We start from the raw sequence: 19,254 nt of genomic DNA on the forward strand, positions 1-19,254 counted from the left end.
TGGGGGGAACGGCGTTATGGGGTATTCCGCTCAATCAAATATTGATGGGATAAACATTGTAATCGGACGGGTGGGCGCGAATTGCGGGTGTGTACATTTGGCGTCCGGAAAATGTTGGATAACTGACAATGCGCTCTACTCAGCCGAAAAGCTCGCTGATTACGATGAATCATTTTTGCATGAGTTGCTCAAACACCTGCGTCTTGACAGGCTACGGGGTCAAAGTGGACAGCCTCTGGTAACACAGGAGCCGATCCATTCACTGAAAGCACTCCTCCCCCCCCTCCCCGAACAGCGCAAGATCGCCGAAATCCTGCGGACCTGGGACGAGGCCATCGAGAAGCTGGAGGCGCTGCGGGCGGCGAAGGAATCTCGGCTGGATGGGCTGCGTGCCGGGCTTCTGTTCGGGGGGCGTCGCCTGAACGGTCATCGCCGCAAATGGACGACACGTCATCTGTCCGAGGTGACACACGAACTGACCGCAAGAAACGGCAAAATGAAGCTGGGCCGTGACGCGGTGATGGGGGTCACCAATGCCCAGGGCATCGTGCCCATGCGCGAGCAGACGATTGCCGAGGACATCGGGCGCTACAAGCGCCTCCCGCCCCGCGCGTTCGCTTACAACCCCATGCGCATCAACGTCGGCTCAATCGCCATGAACGACGGGTCGGAAGAGGTGCTGGTGAGCCCCGACTACGTCGTCTTTGCTTGCAAGGCGGAGGGGCTTGATCCCGATTATCTCGATCACCTCAGAAAGACTCGCTGGTGGGGGCACTACATCAACAGCGGCGGCTCCGGCAGCGTCCGCATGCGGACGTACTACGACGATCTCGCCGCGATGAAACTCCCACTCCCACAGTTGGACGAGCAGCGGGAAATCCTGCGCGTGCTGAACGCCGCTCGTGACGAGGTCACGAAGACCGCGCAGCAGATCGAAGCCCTCACCCGTCAGAAACGCGGCCTGATGCAGAAGCTGCTGACGGGCGAATGGCGGGTGAACGCGGGGGCCACGTCATGAAATTCGAGGTCTATTGCGACGAGACGCTGCCCGATCTCTTCACCTCGCAGCACCCTGGGGGGCGATACCTGATGATCGGCAGCCTGTGGCTGCCCGCCGAGATGCGCGATCAGGCGAAGGCGCGCATCGCCGAGTTGCGCCAGAAGCACGGGGTTCATGGCGAGATCAAGTGGCGCAAGATTTCGCCGGCCAAACAGGCCTTCTTCATCGAGCTTATCGACCTGTTCATGGGCTTCGGCCTGGACATGCGCTTTCGCTGCATCGCGGTAGACCGGGCCGATGTGAACATGGGGCTGCACAATGGCGACGCGGAGCTTGGGTTCTACAAGTTCTATTACCAGGTGCTGCATCACTGGATTCTCGACAACAATGAATACAGCATCTTCTGCGACCTCAAGCGCAACCGCGACCGGACCCGCCTTCCGACCCTGCATCGCATTCTTGGCCACACCAACCGAACATCGGCGATCGCGAGCGTTCAGTCACTGCCCTCGCCGGAAGTGGTGTTGCTCCAGTTGTGCGATGTCCTTCTCGGGGCGGCCAGCAGCCGCATGAACGACAGGAAGGGGATGGGAGCCGCCAAGGAAGCGGTGGTGGCCCATCTGGAGCACCGGTTGAACCGTGCCAGCCTGGGGGCGACCAGCCGGGCCGAGAACAAGTTCAACATCTTCCGGATTCAGCTTGGGGGCGGCTGGTGATGCCGCCCCTTCTGACCCTCGCCGACGAGGCCGCGTATCGCCTGCATTTCGAACGGACCTATTGCCGGGGAGTCATCACCACCCATGACGGCATCCGCGTCTATTTCCGCAAGGAAGACTTCGACCATGCCTTCTTCGAAAGTTCGGGCCGCCGGGGCGAAAACGACATCTTTTCGCCGGTGCGCGCGGAACGTATGGACTGGATCGCGGCGGCTCTCGCCGACCCCACAGCCCTTTGCTTTCAAGGGTGGGTATACAAGACGAAGCGTTACGACGCCACCCGCCGCGTTGCCGTGGTGATGGGGGATTTCGTGGTCGTGATCGCCATCGGCCGCAAGAAGGATAAGACCTTGAAGGCGACCTTCGTGACCTGCTATCGCGCCGACAACAGCATCGGCAAAATCCTCGCGTCCCCCCTTTGGACCTTGGAGGACTGCAAAAATGCTTTGTGAGAAAATAATTAGGACGCTGATTTGCTACGCTGGCTCAGCGTCCGAAGCCTCGATAGGTTCAAAGCCGATAGGCAGCGAACTCAAGCTCAATTTGGGCATGATGGGCGGCGGAAGTCAAGGCTGTCTTCCCGCCCAGGCCCGGAAAACGGCCCCCATTCCCACTCAAAGGGGCCGGAACGCATGACCTTCAACGCTGCCGAAAAGCACCAGTCTCAGATCCCGGCCCTGCAAATGCTGGTGGCCCTGGGCTTCACGCCGTTGTCCCAGGCCGATGCGGTGCACCAGCGCGGTGGCCGTCTGCGCAACGTGGTGCTCGACGACGTGTTGGCCGACCAGTTGTTGCGCATTAACCGCTTCACCCATCGGGGGCGGGAGTATTCTTTCGACCTGGCCGACGCGCACGAGGCCATCCGGCGCCTGAAACCCACGCCCGACCGGCAGAAGGGGCTGCGCGGCACCAACCAGGACATCTACGACACCCTTGTTCTCGGCACCACCATCACCAAGACCATCCAGGGGGATTCGAAGTCCTACTCCTTCCGCTTCATCGACTGGGAGACGCCGTCCAACAACGTCTTCCACGTCACCGCCGAGCTGTCGGTGGAGCGGACTGGCAGCACCCAAACCAAGCGCTGCGACATCGTGGCCACTGTGAACGGCATCCCCTTTCTGGTCATCGAGAACAAGCGGCCGACCGAAAGCCTGAAGAAGGCGGGCAGCCAACTGATCGGCTACCAGAACGAGGACAACATCCCGCAGCTGTTCCACTTCGCCCAGCTTCTGCTGGTGATGAACCGTGTCGAGGCACGCTACGCCACCGTCGGCACGCCTCGGCAGTTCTGGCAGACGTGGCGGGATGACGAGGACCGCGACGAGGTTATCGAGCTGACGGCCAACCGCCCCTTGACCGCCGCCGAGGCCGATGCGGTGTTCTCCGGCGATTTTGCCGGCGCGCGTCCCTTCTTCGAGGCGATGGCGGCCGAAGGCCCGCGCGTCGTGACCGCCCAGGATCGGGCGATCCATGCGCTGTGCCGGCCCGAGCGGCTGCTCGATCTGGTGCGCCGCTTCACCGTCTTTGACGGCGGCACCCGCAAGGTGGCGCGGCACCAGCAATTCTTCGGCATCCGCAAGGCGGCGGAGCGGGTCCGGCAGATCACGGTGGACGGACGGCGCAAGGGCGGCGTCATCTGGCACACCCAGGGGTCGGGCAAGTCACTGACCATGGTCATGCTGGGCCGCGCCCTGGCGCTGGACAAGTCCATTCCCAACCCGCGCATCATCATCGTCACCGACCGCGACGACCTCGATAAGCAGATCAAGGACACCTTCAAGTCCTGCGAGATGGAGCCGATCCGCGCCGCGAGCGGCGCCAACCTGATCGAGCTGATCCGCAACAAGGCCCCGCTGGTCACTACCATCATCAACAAGTTCGACACGGCGGCCAGGGGCGCGGTCGACATCGACGAGGATTCCAACATCTTCGTCCTGGTCGATGAAAGCCATCGCTCCCAGACCGGGCGCTATGGCGGCGACAGCCAGTTCGCCACCAAGATGCGTCGCCTGCTGCCCAAGGCCTGTTACCTCGGCTTCACCGGCACGCCGCTTCTGAAGAAAGAGAAGAACACCCTGTCCACCTTCGGCGGGCTGATCCACAAATATGCGATCGACGAGGCGGTGGCCGATGGGGCGGTGGTTCCTCTGCTGTACGAAGGCCGCCTGGTCGAGCAGCAGGTCAACGGCGACGTCATCGACCGCTGGTTCGAGAAGATCAGCGAAGGGTTGACCGACGCCCAAAAGGCCGACCTCAAGCAGAAATTCTCGCGCATGGATGCGCTGTCGAAGACCAGCCAGGCCATTCGGGCCAAGGCCTTCGACATCTCCGAGCATTTCCGCAAGCACTGGCAAGGGACCGGCTTCAAGGCCCAGTTGGTGGCACCCTCCAAGGCCGCCGCCGTCCGGTTCAAGGAGGTGCTGGACGAGATCGGGCACGTCACCAGCGAAATCGTCATCTCTCCCCCCGACGACAACGAGGGCAACGAGGAGATCGACAAGGAGTCGAAGGACCTAGTGCGGGTGTTCTGGGAACGGATGATGGCCCGCTACAAGACCGAGGATGAGTATAACCGGCAGATCATCGATGCCTTCAAGGGCTTCGGTGACCCCGAAATCCTTATCGTCGTTTCAAAGCTGCTCACCGGCTTCGATGCCCCCCGGAACACGGTCCTCTATGTCTGCAAGTCGCTGCGCGAGCACAACTTGCTACAGGCCATTGCCCGCGTAAACCGGCTCTACGAGGACGGCGAAACCGAGAAGCAGTTCGGCTTCATCATCGATTATGAGGGGTTGCTGGGCGAACTGGACGCGGCGTTGACCACCTACAGCGCCTTCGATGGCTTCGACGCCGACGATCTGGCGGGCACCGTCCATGACGTGCGGGAGGAAATCCGGCGTCTGCCCCAACTGCACGACCAGCTTTGGGACTTGTTCAAGCCGGTCAAGAACAAGAAGGACATGGAGCAGTTCGAGCAGTTCCTGGCCGACGAGGCCATCCGCCAGGAATTCTACGAGCGGCTTAAGGCATTTAGCCGCTGCCTCCACATCTCCTTGTCGTCGGACAAAATTCTCGACGTATTCGACGAGGCCAAGATCGCGGCCATGAAGCGGGATTGGAAGCAGTTCTCAGAACTGCGCCGCTCCGTCCAGCTGCGGTACCAAGAGACAGTCGACGTCAAGGAGTTCGAGCCGAAGATCCAGAAGCTGCTCGATGACCATGTGGTCGCCCTGCCGGCCGAAACCATCATCGAGATGGTGAACATCAACGATCCGGACGCGTTGAAAGCGGTCGTCGAGGAAACCGGCGTTTCCGAGGCCTCGCGCGCCGACCGGATCGCCAGCGCCACCCGACGCGCTATCACCGAGAGGATGGAGGCGGATCCGACCTTCTACCGCAGCTTCTCGGAAATGCTGGAGGAGACCATCCGGGATTATCGCGCCATGCGGATTTCGGAGCGGGAGTACCTGCAACAGGTCATCGATCTGGCCAGCAAGGTGGCGAACAAGGATCGCGGACGGCAGATGCCGGACGCCATCAAGGGGAACGACGACGGTCAGGCGTTCTTCGGCATCCTGGAAGATGTCTTGGTGACGGAGGATAGCCAGCCGATCGACAAGGATGAGACGGCCGTCATTGCGCTTGCCATCATCGACATCATTAAGGCCCACCACATCGTGGACGTCTGGTCCAATGACATTGCTCAGAACAACATGCGCAACGCCATCGACGACTATTTCTTCGATGTGCTGAGGGATGAAAAGGGCATCGATTTGCCCGTCGAGGTGATGGACGACCTCGAACACAAGATCATGGACCTGGCTCGGGCAAGGTTCCCCGGATGACCACGGAGCGGCATTCCATTCAGTACGGGGAGCACGCCATCGAGTTCATTGTTGTCCGCCGCGGCCGGAAGACCCTTGAGATCGCGGTGGAACCCGATGCCACGGTGGTGATAGCGGCTCCCCTGGATGCCGCCATGGCCGATATCGAGGCCAAAGTGCGCAAGCGCGCGGCCTGGATCAGGCGTCAGCAGCGGTATTTCATCCAGTATCTGCCCCGGACGCCGGAGCGCCGATACGTGGCCGGTGAGACCCACCTTTATCTTGGCCGCCAATACCGGCTCAAGGTAGTGCCGCACATCCAGGCGAAGGTAGCGCTGGTTCGAGGCTTCATCGTGGTGCAGACCCACCACCCGGCCAAGACCGAGGTGACCCGTGAACTGGTCGAAAACTGGTACCGCGAGCGCGCCCACACGAAATTCGCAGAGCGTCTGGAGGTGAACCTTCTTCGTTTTCCAGAACCGGATCACTTTCGCCCGAAGGGGCTTATCGTCCGTCAGCTCCAGCAGCGGTGGGGGTCGATGTCACCCGCTGGTCGGCTGCTGCTCAACCGCCGGCTCATTGAGGCGCCGATCGATTCGATCGACTACGTCATCACCCATGAACTCTGCCACATGTCCGAGCCTCACCATGGCCCGGCTTTCTTCGAACTTCTCGATCGCGTGTTGCCGGACTGGCAGAAAAGAAAGGAGCGGCTTGAGCAGAAAATGGCCTGAACTCAGTCCGTAGGGGGTTCAAGAGCCTCATTCAGTTCCGGCTCGTCCCACTTCCTGGAGACGACATCCCAGCGGTCAACCCAAGCCTGGAACTCAGGGTCGTCGAGCCGCATCTGGAAGGTGTAGAGCCGGTTGACGATGTCCTTCATCAGCTCGCGCATCTGGACGTCGTCGATGTGGGAGACCTCGGGCCAGGGAATCTTCCGTCCCTCGGCGTCGAGGACGACCACGTCGGAATAGTCCCCGGTCTTGGTGACGGAAATCACGCCGGCATGGATGTCCTCCAGCTTGGTGTTGCGCACGCACATCATGGCCACGACTTTGGCCAGCCTGGCGGCGATGCGTTCTTCGTCCTCTTTCTTCATGGCCGGATGGTAGCAGCGGAGCCCATGACCGGCCACCGGGATTCCGGTCACCCAACCCCCAAGTACATCACCGCCTCCGCCTCCCGCCGCCGGATCAGCCCACGGTCGCGGCCAGACAGCAGCAAGCAAACAGAGCGGTTCCGAGCCAGCGACGGTCAACTCGTTGATTTTCCAGGGGTGCCCAATTTGCGCACCTCGAACCGAGGTGCACAGCCTTTGGAGAATATGGGGGAGGAGAGAGAGGAAACCGGCCCGGAACGGTCGGTTTCGGTGGCCGGGCAGTTCACGGCTTTCGGCGCGAACGCGGCAAAGGCCCTGCGGTTCAGGGTCTGCCCCGAAGTGGGGGGAGAATGTCATTCAGAAAGTTAATGGCGGAGGGGATACGGCTGGCAGCGAACCTTCTCTGCAATGAAATCAAGCAATTGCAGCCCCCGGCAGCCCCCGCTGGAGTGTTGGAAGGCCCATTCAGTTCGTGGCGCTGAACAGCGTCTCGATGCTCGGCGCTTCCATCAGGCGATCAAGCCACGCCTCAATCGAGGCGGCATCGGCGGCCAAAATGCGAGCCCGCAGATCGGCCGGCAGCGGCCCGAACCGCTTTTCAGTGAGCCGGATAAGGGCGCTCGCCTCCCCCTTGGCTTCGCCTTCCGCCACCCACCGCTTTTTCCAGGTCTCTCCAAGATTCGCCAACATCGACCGCATCTCCATCATGTCGCCGGGCACCGCCACCGACGGCTCGTAGCCTTCGATCGCCTGGCGCACCAGTTCGGTGAACAGCCTCTTCAGATCGTCGTATCCCGAGTATCGCCGGAACCACCCTACCACTTCATCGACCAAATGCGCCAATTCTTCCGGCTCGTGGGGGTGTTCAAGCCGGAACAGCAATGCAGCCAAGCTGTCGCGGATCGCCAGTTCCTCTTCCGGCACCGCGCCCATGTCGAGAAGATGGTAGCGGACTTGGGGCTGCCAAGGCCAGAGCGGCGATTCGGTTGGGAGTGCGACCAAGGCGGCGGTCTCGACCGGTGCCGACCACCGTTGCTCACCGTTATACAGGACCAGCATCAGAACGGGTGGCAGGTAGTCTCCGGGTTTCATCTTCTTCTCGGCAATGACGTGCTGCCACAGCAGCCCTTCGTAGACCTGGGTGCGCACCGCCATCCACCAGTCCACCGAGGACTGGAACTCGCACATGATGTAGAGGAACACATCATCGCCACCACTGGTCGGCATCCGCCAGATCACGTCACCCTCGCGGCGCTTGCCGTCGCGATCATGGAACTTGGCGTTGACCCGCTCCATGCCGGCAAAATTCAGCCCGACCGCCATGGCCTCGGGGACGAACTCGCGCACCAGCTGCTCCACCATCAGGGGATGTGAAAACAGAAGATGGTAGAGGGCATCTGGGCTGGACATGCCCACCCGTCTATCACACAGGTGCCGGACTGTCACCCAGCCCTGGGCGGTAGATGGGCCAACCCGGTGCCGTCCAAATGGATCCCGTATTCGGCAATGCACCGTGCCAGCCGGCGGGCTAGAAAGGGGCTGGCGTCGCCGAGGGCGCCCAAGAAGGCGTCCTGGGACCAGGGGCTGTCCGCCATCATGGCTTTTCCTCTCCACTCATCCGTTTCCACAGGGCCAGCAGGTCTTCCTCTTCCGTGGTCCCGATGGGAGGTTCCCCGGAATTGGCCTTGGACTCGATCAGGTCCAGCACGTCGCCCTGAGCGGCAAGGATGCTGGCGGTAGGGACGGACGTGCTGTTCGCGCCAAGGGCCTCGTCCAGGTCGAAGAAGCTCGGCCTCAAGGTCGGCGGCAGGACGGAGCGGGCATTCTCGGCGCAGACCCGAGGCACGTAGCCGTTCAGATAGGACAGGCAGCCCTCGATCATGGCGTCGAGAACGCCGAACGGCGCGCGATTGTCGCGGCGGCGTTCGCACCTGCGACATGAGCCCCGCCTTCATCGCCGCCATCGGGGAAACCTTCCCCAACGCCGCCGTCACCGTGGACTGGTTCCATGTGGTCCAGTTGTTCACCATGGCCCTCGACGAAGTCCGCCGCGCCGAAGCCAGGAACAACAAGCTGCCCAAAGCACTGCGCTGGGCCATCCTGAAAAAGTCCGACGGCAAGATGACCGAGGCACAGGCAGAGGCTCTGGCCGAACTGGAAGCCTCCGACCTGTTGACCGCCATCGCATGGCGGCTCAAGGAGAAACTCCGCTGGGTGCGCAAGGCCGACACCGTCCAGGCCGCCCGCGCCAGGGTGCGCGGATACCGCAACGTCCAGACCTTCATCACTATGATCTACCTGATCATCGCCCCTCTCGGCGATCTCTTCAAATCCACTTGAATCATCGAGGAGCCATAATTATTGTCTCCAATGCGGGGCCTCTCTCCAGGCGTGCTACGCCCTCCCTACGTGAGGTCCCGCATCGGCATGTCGCAACAGAAACTGGCAGGCGGTCCACTTAGCCTACAAGAAAAACTGTCCGATCAAACCGAGTCGGCTCTCTGGAAGCGCGCCAAGAATGTATCTACCTTTGGCAGCCGGATGGCACTGTCGATGCCGTAGGAGCGAAAAGTATGCCGTTGATTGGCCCAGACGCCTTGTCCAAGGTCTTCGAAGACATCTTGGCGGGGAAACGTCGCCTTGTTGTCTGGGGTGTTCTGGATTCTACCGCAGTCAATTTTTGGCAATGTCCCTTGCCGGTGGACTACATTATCGACCTGAATTGGCAGCTTTGGGAGACAGACTATAACGGCCTGCGTGTCCTGTCGCCATCGGTACTGGAGGCCGAGCCCCAAGGGCAGATCGTGGTTCTTGTCCACTATGAATTCGGCAAGGTATTTGATTTAGTTACGGCCTTTCTCGACAGGTTCGGGGGGCAGGACTACTTTACCCCCATCTGCCTGGGCGAGGTCGCCCTCCCCCGAGAGCCGATTTCCTTGCCACGGCGCAGCCTTCGGGAGTTGATTGCGGCCCCCGCAGGCCCCGACAGTCGGGTTGAACGCACGCATGCGCTGTGGGAGAAAGCGTCAAGCGAAGATCATTTGGGCCGCTCCAAACGGCTTGTCGCCGATTTTCGTAATCGCACCCGGAAAAAGCCTCCGGCGGCCCGAGCCGGCAAAGCCGTTCTGATGATCGAGCAGTTGCATCTGGGCGGTGCGGAACGTCAGATCTGTAACCTTGCCATTGGACTGCGTCGCGAGGGGTGGGAGGTGGTTCTGGCGGCTCATCGGCAAGCCGTCGCGGAGGTCGCTCATTATCTCCAATCGATCCGTGAGGCTGGCGTCCGATATGTCGTCATCCCGCCGTCTCTCCCCGAGGGAAAGGATCTTGGGGTGATCCTGGCCACGGCTTTGGGCGCCGAGATTGCCGAGATTCTCTGGCATCTTCCCGGATTTCTGTTGTCATCAATCATTGCCCTATACTCCTTTCTGGAGGAGGAAAGGCCCGACATCCTGGCGTGCTATCTGGATCGATCCAATGTCATCGGCTCCATGGCAGGGATTCTCGCGGGAGTCCCGTCCATCATCATGTCTGGCAGGAACGTCAATCCAACCCAGTTGCCTCACTTCTACAAAGGGCAGACCAAGCATTTCCTCCGCCTCTACCAGCTTGTCATTGGCTTGCCCGGCGTAACCATGAGTGCCAATTCATACTATGGGGCATCGTCCTACGCCGACTGGCTGGGAGTGGCACTGACGGACATTCCTGTTGTCCCCAACGGATTGCTGGATTCTTCCGCGCATTATGGCCGAGGATCGGCGTCGGCGTGCCGAGCACTGATGGGCGTTCCCGCCAAAGGCAAGATTGTGTTGGGTATTTTCCGCCTCGCGCCCGAGAAGCGCCCGACCATGTTTGTCGAGGTCTTTGCCAGACTTAGGCAGAGTATTCCGGACCTGCAGGGTGTCATCTGTGGCGGCGGCATGTTGGAATCATCCGTTGCCGAGCGGATCGAGGCACTGGGGCTGGCAGGAATCCTGCGAATCGTGCCGTCCGTGCGCGACGTCGGCATCGTGATCGCCATGGCCGATCTGCTTCTGCATGTGGCGGAGTTCGAGGGAACCCCCAATGTCATCCTGGAGGCCCAGGCCGGAGGGCTTCCCGTGGTAAGCACGCTCAGCGGCGGCACAGGCGAAGTTCTCGCTCCCGAGCTCCGCGCCTTCGCCACGGATCTGGACGATATGGACGGGTTGGAACGGAATGCGCTCCGCATTTTGATCGATGACAAGCTCAGGAGCCGTCTGAGGCAGCAGGGTCGCAAACATATGCGGTGCCGCCATTCTCTGGCCGCGCTGGTCGCCAATACCCTGGCCGCCATGAATTACAAAACCCCACCCAGGTCAGGCGCTGCCTAATTGACGAGACCGACCGTGACGAAGCCACCGGAACAGGTGCCCCCCCGCTTTGCCTTCGGCGCGAATTGGCAACGCTATCTGGCCTCGGCCTATACCCCTGAAAGGGCGGATATCGCCGGCAAGCATTTGCTGGGCTTCTTGGGGTTGTCGCGACTGGATGGGATGTCATTTCTGGATATTGGCAGCGGAAGCGGCGTTCATTCCTTGGCCGCCTGGCAGGCGGGTGCAACCACGGTGGCGAGCTTCGACTATGACCCCCAATCGGTGGAGGCCACCGGGTCGCTGCGGCTGCTGCAGGGAGAACCCGCCAATTGGCGGGTTATTCAGGGCTCGGTTCTGGATGAAGACTTCTGCGCCACCCTCGGTCAGTTCGACATCGTGTATTCATGGGGCGTACTGCACCATACCGGCGATCAGTGGCGCGGTCTGGCCAATGCGTCCGCTCGGCTGAAACCCGATGGCCGCCTGTATATCGCGCTCTACGCTAGCGAACGTCATGTTAACCCGTCATCCGAGCAATGCCTGGAGATCAAGCAGCGCTATAATTCGGCGGGCTGGATCGGCCGCCGCATGATGGAAGCCGGTTATCTGTGGCGCAATGTCTGCGGCTGCCGGTGGTCCAATCTGATTCGCCTGCCGATCATCGCCCGCCAGTACCGCCAATCCCGCGGCATGGACCTTGGGACAGATATGCGCGATTGGTTGGGGGGATGGCCCATGGAATTCTCGTCCATGACCGAGGTGGTAAGTCACGCGGTTGGATTGGGTCTTGATCTGGTCAATCTTGCCTATGGCGAAGGCAATACCGAGTTTCTGTTCGTGCGCCGCAGTCGGGCCGAGGCCCTTGGCTTCCGGCGGCTGCCAGAAGAGTGGGGGATGCCGCCGGTCTTGACCTCCTTGGCGGAACTACCCGACCGGCCATTCTTCATCTTCGGGACCGCAGCGGGGGCGGAGATGTTGGCGCGTCATCAGGAGGCCGAGAAGCGACCGACCCTGGCTGGCTTCATTGATCTGGACCGCACCGGGCAATGGCGGGGCCTTCCGGTTCTCGACGCCGAGACCTTCGCCACCCAGTGGCCACCAGAAACCCCGGTGGTGCTGTCCACCCGCTTCGTTCTGGAAAACGCCACCCGCTTGCGCCAGCGAGGCCACACCACCATCGTGAACGGCCAGCCCCTGGCTATCACCCTTTATGGGCAGCTCCCCCCAGAGACCAAATAATCAGACTCTCCGGGATCGATGGGTGCGCAACCAGTTCTCCATGATCAGGACCTACCAAAGATGGTGGAGCATGGGGGCGCCCGCCTGGGCCGCCAGGAAGCGGTCGATATTGGACTGCCCCACCCATTCCGACAGGCGATTATTCCCCGGAGCCAGGAGGTCTTTCACCACCTCCAATATGGTTGCTTCCCCCCAGGAGCGCATGGGCAGCCCGCCGCGACAATCGTCAGGAACGATCCCGCCCGCTGATCGAGGCCTTAAAGGTCTGGCTGGAACGCCAACTCGCCCTCGTCTCCGGTAAAAGCCCGCTGGCCGCCGCCATCCGCTATTCTCTGACCCGTTGGAGCAGCCTGTCCGTCTTCCTCGCCGATGGCCGGGTCGAGATGGATACCAACACCGTCGAGCGCTCCATCCGCCCCATCACGCTCAGACGAAAGAACCACCTCTTCGCCGGGTCCGACGGCGGTGCCGAAAACTGGGCCAGATGAGCGATTACAAGGGCGCGGCCTTGATGATCGACGCCTTCCCCAAAGCGAAATCCCTGCTTGGAGACAAAGGCTACGACGCCGATTGGTTCCGAGACGCCTTGGCCGCTCGCGGTATCGCCGCCTGCATCCCGTCAAAGAGTAATCGGAAGGTGCCTATCCCCCATGACCCGGCGCTCTACAGACTGCGCCACAAGATCGAGAACATGTTCGGTAAGCTCAAGGATTGGCGCCGCATCCACACCCGCTATGACCGATGCGCCCATACCTTCATGTCGGCCATCTGCATCGCCGCAGCCGTCATCTTCTGGCTCTGATCAATGAGTCCTGAGCCTAGGTGTGGAGTCGCATGACGTTGTCATCTGTCAGTCCGAGTCGGCTGATAGGTGTCTGCGCCTTCAGGCTACCATGAGGTCGATGCCAGTTGTAGCGATGGAGCCACAGCGGTAACTCGTCGGCGCGATGGCCTGACGTTTCGTAGACCTGGGCATAGGCCCATTCGCGGAGTGCCGTTTGGATGAAGCGCTCGGCCTTGCCGTTGGTTTTCGGCGTATAGGGCCTGGTTCGGACATGCCTCAGCCCCTGATCGGCGCAGGCTTTGCGGAAGGCCTTGGATTTGTAGCAAGAGCCATTGTCGGTCATGACCCGCTGGACAGTGATGCCAAGGCTGGCGTAGTAGGCCAGCGCCGCCTCCAGGAAGGCGATGGCGCTTTCCTTCTTCTCGTCGGGCATGATCTTGGAGAATGCCACGCGGGAGGCATCGTCGATGCAGACATGGACGAATTCCCAACCGACGCCCCGGCTGTTGCTTTGGCCGGTGCGGTCGCCGGTAATGCGATGGCCGACCTTGTTGAACCGGCCCAGTTTCTTGATGTCGATGTGGATCATCTCGCCCGGCTCGGCGCGCTCATAGCGCCGCACCGGCTCGACAGGCTCCAGCGACTTCAGCCGGTTCATGCCAAGGCGGCCCAGGACACGGAACACCGTGGCCTTGGAGACGCCGATGGTGGTGGCGATCTCACCTCCCGGCCGACGCTGGCGCCGCAGAGCCGCTATTTGCTCGGCAAGGGCAGCAGGTGTCTGCGCCGGAGACCGATGCGGACGCGATGAGCGGTCGTGCAGGCCCGCAACACCTGCGGATCGGTAACGGGACACCCATTTGCGGACGGTGCTCAGGCTGACGCCCATGTCGGTGGCCGCCGACATGGGCCGCTGTCCGTCATCGATAACGCGCCGCACCAGAATCTCTCGACCAGTCGGCGTCAGAACGGCATTCTTGTGGATGCCCATTCGGTCCTCCTTGGATAGCCAAAGCTTCAACAACTTCAGCTTCCTCGGTTCAGATCGAGTGGGCAACCTCCTGAGACTTCACACCTAGGTGCAACGCCCATCGGGCGAAAGCCACAGCCCTGGTCGTCGGGACCGCGATGGGTCATGGCGTCGCGCATGGCGACGCATAATTCGAAGACGGTCTCAGGCGCGAGACAGCCATCCAGGCAGATTAGTCCACTGATTCCGCACATTCCGCACCGTTTCTTTCATAGGGTATCAGGCGGCCCCAGTCGTAGAAGGCGGCCTCGAGAGACCGGACGTAACCCATCTCCTGGGAAATCACCGAGCGAGCGATCCGCGGCCGTAAAGCGGCTCGCAGCTGGGAAAGGGCCTTCAGATCGGTGGTCAGACCCACCGCCATCTCCACATAGCGCTCCACCGTCTCCGTCGCCAAATCAAGCCGTTCCGCCGCGCCCAACATTCCCGTGGAAACGCCCGAGGCCGGACCAGACCCCCGCAACGCCACCACGGGCACGCCCATCCACAACGTCAGAACCGTGGTGGTGCCGCCGCCATAGGGGAAGGGGTCGAGGGCGATATCAACCCTCCTCACCAGATCGAGAAATTGATCCAGCTGACAGGTGCCCACCGTCTCGATCCGCCGTTTCTCCACCCCATGGCCGAGAAACCAGCTGCCAGCCATGTCTTGGACCGAGGGTGTGTCGCCGCCTGGAAGCACCAAGAGCAGACTGGAGTCCGGCACCGCGTTTAGAACGCGAGCCCAGGCGGCTACCACCTCTTCGGTGATTTTTTGCGGCTTGTTGAATGACCCAAACCGAATTCCGCCGCCACTCAGGGCTGGCAATGGGCCGGGATCGGGGGCATGGCGCGGTAGCCGGAAGGTGGGGGCATAGTCCAGGCGAACCAGGGTCTCGGTATAGTCGTCATCGGTCAGACCGGGGGGATCGGTATGAATATCCGTGACCCGGTAATCAATGCGGGTCAGGCCGGTGGTGAAGGGATAGCCGATCATGGTGGCCTGGATGGGGGCCGGTTTCCGCACGAAGACCGGTAAGGCGTTCCAGGCGGAGTGACCCGCCAGATCGACCAGAATATGGATACCGTCACGCCGGATCACATCCGCCGCCACATCCCAGGACAGGTGACCGATCTGGCGCCAATGGGGCACATAGCCCTTAAGCCGGTCGGTTACGGCATCGGCGCGCGGGCCGCAGGCATAGCAGAACAGCTCGAAGGCCGTGGCGTCGTGGTGCTCGAGAATGGCCTCGAACCAGAAGGTGACGGCATGATCACAGAAATCAGGCGACACATAGCCGATCCGAAGGCGCCCATCGGCGGGACGGACAGGAAGCAGGGCGGCGTCCACCGGGACCGCAGCTTCCTGAATCTCGCCAAAGCGCCGATGCTCCGCCACCACCTCGGCTTTGTCCACAATCCCCATATTGGTCAGGAAAAACAGCAGATTGCTCTGAATGCGGCTATCGGTCGGCGCCATGGCATGGGCGCGACGGTAATGCTCCAACGCCTCCCTTTCCCGCCGCAGCGAGCTATCCAGATTTCCGAGATTATTGCAGGCATGGGCAAAATCGGGCTTCAGCCGCAAGGCGGTCTCGAATGCCGAACGGGCCACTTCCACCCGCTCCAGCGACAGTAAGGCTCTGCCAAGCGCATTCCAGAGATCGGCGCACGACGGGTGGGCACGGGTGGCCGCAGTCAAGATATCCACCGCTTCCGAGGCGCGGCCGTCGCTTCCCAACGCCACCCCCAGATTCAAGGCCAGGGAAACATCATCCGGGCAAAGCGCCAAACCCGCCTGAAAGGTGCCGATCGCCTCGGCCATCCGCCCGCTGGCCGTCAGCAGATTGCCCAGGGTCGAAACCGCAGCGGTCATGTCCGGCTTCAGGGCCAGGGCAGCGCGAAGATGGCCTTCTGCCTCGCCGTCGCGGCCCAATTCCCAGCAGGCCAGACCAAGATTGCACAGCGCTTCGGGCGAATTGGGCATCCCGGCCAGGACGTGACCATAGGCATCGGCGGCGGCGGCGGGACGCTTCAAAGCACCAAGCAGCAAATTCCCCAGATTGTACCAAGCCTGAATCCAGTCCGGCCGCAACCGCACCGCCTCGGCCAGGGCGGCGGCGGCGGCCTCGGAGCGCCCGGCGCGCCCAAGCGCCCAACCGAGATTAAAGAAGGCATCGGCATGGGTAGGCTGACGATCGATCTCGCGCTGAAGATGGTGGGCCGCCTGATCCCATTGACCAAGAGCCAGGTGAACCACCCCGATCTCGTAATCGAGGGATGGGACATCGGGCCGCAGTTCCGCCGCCGCCCATAGCCGCGCCAGAGCCTGATGGGGAGCGCCAAGATGAAGCTGTATGCGGGCAAGTTGCCGCAGGGCTTCCACATCGCCGGGGCTGGCGGACAAATGGCTTTCCATGAAGCGGGCGGCCTCCACCACGCGCCCGGCCCCAATCAAGCCTTCAACGACCGACTGCCAATTCTGCCCTTGCGTGCTGGAGCCCGAATTCATCCGATCCGACTGAAGCCAATTACCATCGGCCACGACACTATCATGGCCGACGCGGCCTTCATAGACGGGCCGCAGGAAGACGGGCCGCAGGAAGCTTGCCAAGCTCTGGGGGACAGCCCATCATGCCTGCCTCAGAGCTTCCAATCTTGGCGATGGCGATGATTATCCGTGTTCTCCTTGCTCCGGAATCGTTCAGGCCGCTGTCGCCACGAGCCTGGGTCATCGATCTTCCTCCCAAAATCCCCCCGGGCGACGTGACCGGCATCTCATATCGCTCGCCCCTGCGCCTGTTCGAGGCCGGGCGCGAGATGGGAACGCCCCATGCCTTACACCAGGATATCCTGGCCCTGGGGGGCGGGCGTTACTCCCATTGGGGCCAAAGCCTCTATCTTTCGACCGAGGACAATTCCAATCCGCGCCACAATGGCCGCGCCTATTCCATCGAATACGATTCCACCGCGGTTACCGATACCACCGCCCTGAAAGAGGCGGTTGAATACTGCATGACGGTGGCGCGGGGTCATCTGGGTCTGCCCCGGTCGCGCGGCATGGATATGAATGGCCGCACCGTGCTGGAACTAGGGCCGGGCGATACATTGGGCGAGCCGCTGCTGCTGGCCTCCGCCGGAGCCCGCATGATCGTCGCCGACCGCTTCGTCGCCCGTTGGGACGAGGAGCGCCGCCCCTTCTATCAGATGCTGCGTGATCAGTGGGACGGCCCCACCGCCCCCCTCGATCGGGTGCTGGCCCAAGGCTCGTTCGAGGGAGTGATGACGGTTCTGGCGGAGCCGGCGGAATGTCTCGCCGGTATCGCCGATGGTCAGGTTGAACTGGCATTATCCAATGCCGTTCTGGAGCATCTCTACGACCTGGAGGCCGCCGCAGGAGAATTGTGGCGGGTTTCGGCACCCGGGGCTTGGCATTTCCACCAAATCGACCTTCGGGACCATAAGGATTTCGAGCGCCCGCTGGAATATCTCCTCTATGACGCGGAGACCTATCGCAAAATCCAGGACCATAACCAATATGAACGGGGGTGCCAGTGGCGGGCATCCGAGTTCCGGGCCGCCTTCGAGGCCAGGGGCTTCGAAGTGGTGGAGCTGGATATCAATGGCCGGGCGGAGGACGCCTATCTGGCCGATCTAAGGCCCCGTCTACACGCCGCCGCGTCACGCTATGCCCATTGGCCGAGCGAGGATCTGATGATCACCGGAGCCCGCTTCGTGCTGCGGCGATCGGCCTAGCCAAAGGCCGGAACGCCGCCGGGTAACAAAAAGTTTACGCTTAGCCTCGTACACTTGGGTTCCTTTTTTGGTCTGGGGGGGGGTAGGACAAGGCGAATTTGGACGCGGCCAGAATTGACCTGCGAAGCTCTTGGAGAAATCCATGTCGATCACCATCCCCCTTTCCAAAGACTGGTTCCGACCAGAAATCGGCCACTGCTGGACCATTTCCAACGCCCTCACCGGCCTTGACGCCATGATCCGCGATGGCCTGACCCCCCGCATTACCGTGACGGAGAACGGCATTCCCCTGGGGCCGTCCAACGCGATCCATGAAGAGATCCGCTATACCGGCTATGGGCGTTACGCCCTGGCGGGAAATCTTTTGTATCTTTCCGCGTCGGACAGCAGCGATCCCACCACCAATGACCGCGAATATGCCGTAATAGTAGAGGAGTATGTGGGCGGCACCCCCTTGCCGCCCCCCCGAATCATGCATGTGGGAATCACCGGGTCGTGCAATATGACCTGCCGCATCTGCCGCCCCGAAGATGGCGCCCATGGCAATACCATCAAAGATCCTTGTATCGACAAGCTGATCCTGGATGCCATCCCCACCCTTCAGGAATTGCGCCTGGATTCGGCGGGGGAGCCGACCCTGCACAAGCCTAAATTCCGTCGGCTGGTTTCAGAGGCCTCCCGGCATGGCGTGCCGGTCTTCATGTGCACCAATGCCGTTCTGATCGACGAGGAGATGGCCGATTTCATCTGCGCTGGAACATCGGTCAAGCGCATCCAGATTTCCATCGACAGCCCGGAGAAGGAGACTCTGGAATGGGTTCGCCGTGGTGCCAATTTCGAGGCCCTGCTGGCCGGGGCGCGCAATCTGGTGGCGGCCCGCAAGCGGCATAACCGTCCCGACATTCTGTTGAATTTCCACGCCGCCCTGCTGAAGCAGAACATCGCCCAACTCCCCGACCTGATCCGCTTGGCCCATGAGATCGGCGTGGATCAGGTCAGCTGCATGTTCGGCGCGGTCCACGCCTATATGGATATGGAGTGGTCGGTGTTCTGGTGTCAGGAAGAGCATAACCGCGCCATCGAAGAGGCCGAAGTGCTGGCCAAGGAGCTGGACGTCTGCTTCCGCCCCTGGGGGAAATTCGACATCGGGGCGGACCCGACGGAGAAGACGCCGACGGACCCGGCTTCCAATCTCTGCTACTACCTCTCCCACTGGACCTATGTGGACCCCAACGGCATCATCCGCCCGTGCTGCATCTCGTCCAATCACTTCCTGGGCGACCTGAACACCGAGGGCTTCCTCGATATCTGGCGCGGCGAGAAATACGAGGAACTGCGGCGCAGCTATAACACCGACAACCCATCCAATCCCACTTGCGCCAAATGCTATATCCGCACCGGCTGGAACCGACATTCCTACAAGTCCTATTTCGGATCGCCTCTTTGGCCCGCCGTCCGTAAAAAGCTTGAATTGCCCGAGGATGAATAAA

The 19,254-nt window shown here is 61.6% G+C and carries 14 protein-coding genes and 3 pseudogenes; 12 read left to right on the forward strand and 5 right to left on the reverse strand.

The genetic code is table 11. The annotated features are described in order from the left end of the window. From MTBSS4_RS09180 to MTBSS4_RS09200, 5 genes are all read left to right on the forward strand, one after another. Window positions 1-1,018 (forward strand): restriction endonuclease subunit S (locus MTBSS4_RS09180; RefSeq protein WP_173983104.1); only part of this gene is annotated, 1,018 nt, incomplete at its 5' end. Further along, window positions 1,015-1,716, forward strand: a complete 702-nt coding sequence (locus MTBSS4_RS09185; protein ID WP_173983105.1) for a DUF3800 domain-containing protein — start codon at window positions 1,015-1,017, stop codon at window positions 1,714-1,716. The genes MTBSS4_RS09180 and MTBSS4_RS09185, both read left to right, overlap by 4 nt. After that, window positions 1,716-2,168 carry a hypothetical protein gene (locus tag MTBSS4_RS09190; protein ID WP_217425526.1) on the forward strand — a complete coding sequence of 151 codons (453 nt, stop codon included), beginning with the start codon at window positions 1,716-1,718 and terminating at the stop codon, window positions 2,166-2,168. Before MTBSS4_RS09185 ends, MTBSS4_RS09190 begins: the two co-directional genes overlap by 1 nt. Window positions 2,169-2,348: 180 nt before the next feature. Next, complete coding sequence (locus MTBSS4_RS09195; protein ID WP_173983106.1) at window positions 2,349-5,564, forward strand: type I restriction endonuclease subunit R; 3,216 nt, start codon at window positions 2,349-2,351, stop codon at window positions 5,562-5,564. Then, entirely contained in the window at window positions 5,561-6,277 is a 717-nt protein-coding gene (locus MTBSS4_RS09200) for a M48 family metallopeptidase (protein ID WP_173983107.1), read from the forward strand. Before MTBSS4_RS09195 ends, MTBSS4_RS09200 begins: the two co-directional genes overlap by 4 nt. A 2-nt stretch (window positions 6,278-6,279) precedes the next feature. Here MTBSS4_RS09200 and MTBSS4_RS09205 read toward each other — a convergent pair whose 3' ends face one another. The 3 genes from MTBSS4_RS09205 to MTBSS4_RS09215 form a co-directional block, all read right to left on the reverse strand. Further along, window positions 6,280-6,693, reverse strand: a complete 414-nt coding sequence (locus MTBSS4_RS09205; protein WP_254432460.1) for a hypothetical protein — start codon at window positions 6,691-6,693, stop codon at window positions 6,280-6,282. A gap of 414 nt (window positions 6,694-7,107) precedes the next feature. Next, on the reverse strand, window positions 7,108-8,052 hold the full coding sequence (locus MTBSS4_RS09210) for an Rpn family recombination-promoting nuclease/putative transposase (protein WP_173983108.1): 945 nt from the start codon (window positions 8,050-8,052) through the stop codon (window positions 7,108-7,110). Window positions 8,053-8,236: 184 nt separating this feature from the next. Next, window positions 8,237-8,524, reverse strand: coding sequence for a hypothetical protein (locus MTBSS4_RS09215; RefSeq protein WP_173983109.1), 288 nt, complete (start codon window positions 8,522-8,524; stop codon window positions 8,237-8,239). A 50-nt stretch (window positions 8,525-8,574) separates the two neighbouring features. Between MTBSS4_RS09215 and MTBSS4_RS09220 the strand changes: the two are divergent. The 5 genes and pseudogenes from MTBSS4_RS09220 to MTBSS4_RS09240 form a co-directional block, all read left to right on the forward strand. Beyond that, a pseudogene (locus MTBSS4_RS09220) lies at window positions 8,575-8,982 on the forward strand (transposase); the annotation flags it as partial. Between the two features lie 233 nt (window positions 8,983-9,215). Then, a complete protein-coding gene (locus MTBSS4_RS09225; protein WP_173983110.1) occupies window positions 9,216-10,994 on the forward strand; it encodes a glycosyltransferase in 1,779 nt (592 codons plus the stop codon). Window positions 10,995-11,009: 15 nt separating this feature from the next. Further along, window positions 11,010-12,215, forward strand: coding sequence for a bifunctional 2-polyprenyl-6-hydroxyphenol methylase/3-demethylubiquinol 3-O-methyltransferase UbiG (locus MTBSS4_RS09230; protein ID WP_173983111.1), 1,206 nt, complete (start codon window positions 11,010-11,012; stop codon window positions 12,213-12,215). A 212-nt stretch (window positions 12,216-12,427) separates the two neighbouring features. After that, a pseudogene (locus tag MTBSS4_RS09235) lies at window positions 12,428-12,697 on the forward strand (transposase); the annotation flags it as partial. After that, window positions 12,694-13,017: pseudogene (locus tag MTBSS4_RS09240) on the forward strand (IS5 family transposase); the annotation flags it as partial. The pseudogenes MTBSS4_RS09235 and MTBSS4_RS09240, both read left to right, overlap by 4 nt. Before the next feature lie 16 nt (window positions 13,018-13,033). On the opposite strand, the gene MTBSS4_RS09245 reads toward MTBSS4_RS09240, so the two are convergent. Next, the gene (locus MTBSS4_RS09245) at window positions 13,034-13,990 is read right to left on the reverse strand and encodes an IS481 family transposase (RefSeq protein ID WP_173983114.1); all 957 of its coding nucleotides are present in this window, start codon (window positions 13,988-13,990) and stop codon (window positions 13,034-13,036) included. Between the two features lie 211 nt (window positions 13,991-14,201). Then, window positions 14,202-16,622: a tetratricopeptide repeat protein gene (locus tag MTBSS4_RS09250; protein WP_173983115.1), complete on the reverse strand. Its 2,421-nt coding sequence runs from the start codon at window positions 16,620-16,622 to the stop codon at window positions 14,202-14,204. A gap of 152 nt (window positions 16,623-16,774) precedes the next feature. Here MTBSS4_RS09250 and MTBSS4_RS09255 point away from each other — a divergent pair, with 152 nt between their 5' ends. Both MTBSS4_RS09255 and MTBSS4_RS09260 read left to right on the forward strand, forming a co-directional pair. Then, window positions 16,775-17,764: a methyltransferase domain-containing protein gene (locus MTBSS4_RS09255; RefSeq protein WP_173983116.1), complete on the forward strand. Its 990-nt coding sequence runs from the start codon at window positions 16,775-16,777 to the stop codon at window positions 17,762-17,764. Between the two features lie 142 nt (window positions 17,765-17,906). Then, the gene (locus MTBSS4_RS09260; RefSeq protein ID WP_173983117.1) at window positions 17,907-19,253 is read left to right on the forward strand and encodes a radical SAM protein; all 1,347 of its coding nucleotides are present in this window, start codon (window positions 17,907-17,909) and stop codon (window positions 19,251-19,253) included. Window position 19,254 lies beyond the last annotated feature (1 nt).

Origin of the sequence: Magnetospirillum sp. SS-4 (genome assembly GCF_902729425.1) — a bacterium.
GTDB lineage: Bacteria > Pseudomonadota > Alphaproteobacteria > Rhodospirillales > Magnetospirillaceae > Phaeospirillum.

What these genes read in the sequence shown, in the direction of transcription:
- MTBSS4_RS09200 (WP_173983107.1), top strand. Translation starts at nt 5,561, where the DNA reads ATGACCACGGAGCGGCATTCCATTCAGTACGGGGAGCACGCCATCGAG.
- MTBSS4_RS09195 (WP_173983106.1), top strand. Translation starts at nt 2,349, where the DNA reads ATGACCTTCAACGCTGCCGAAAAGCACCAGTCTCAGATCCCGGCCCTG.
- MTBSS4_RS09215 (WP_173983109.1), bottom strand. Translation starts at nt 8,524, where the DNA reads ATGATCGAGGGCTGCCTGTCCTATCTGAACGGCTACGTGCCTCGGGTC.
- MTBSS4_RS09210 (WP_173983108.1), bottom strand. Translation starts at nt 8,052, where the DNA reads ATGTCCAGCCCAGATGCCCTCTACCATCTTCTGTTTTCACATCCCCTG.
- MTBSS4_RS09185 (WP_173983105.1), top strand. Translation starts at nt 1,015, where the DNA reads ATGAAATTCGAGGTCTATTGCGACGAGACGCTGCCCGATCTCTTCACC.
- MTBSS4_RS09225 (WP_173983110.1), top strand. Translation starts at nt 9,216, where the DNA reads ATGCCGTTGATTGGCCCAGACGCCTTGTCCAAGGTCTTCGAAGACATC.
- MTBSS4_RS09190 (WP_217425526.1), top strand. Translation starts at nt 1,716, where the DNA reads ATGCCGCCCCTTCTGACCCTCGCCGACGAGGCCGCGTATCGCCTGCAT.
- MTBSS4_RS09245 (WP_173983114.1), bottom strand. Translation starts at nt 13,990, where the DNA reads ATGGGCATCCACAAGAATGCCGTTCTGACGCCGACTGGTCGAGAGATT.
- MTBSS4_RS09260 (WP_173983117.1), top strand. Translation starts at nt 17,907, where the DNA reads ATGTCGATCACCATCCCCCTTTCCAAAGACTGGTTCCGACCAGAAATC.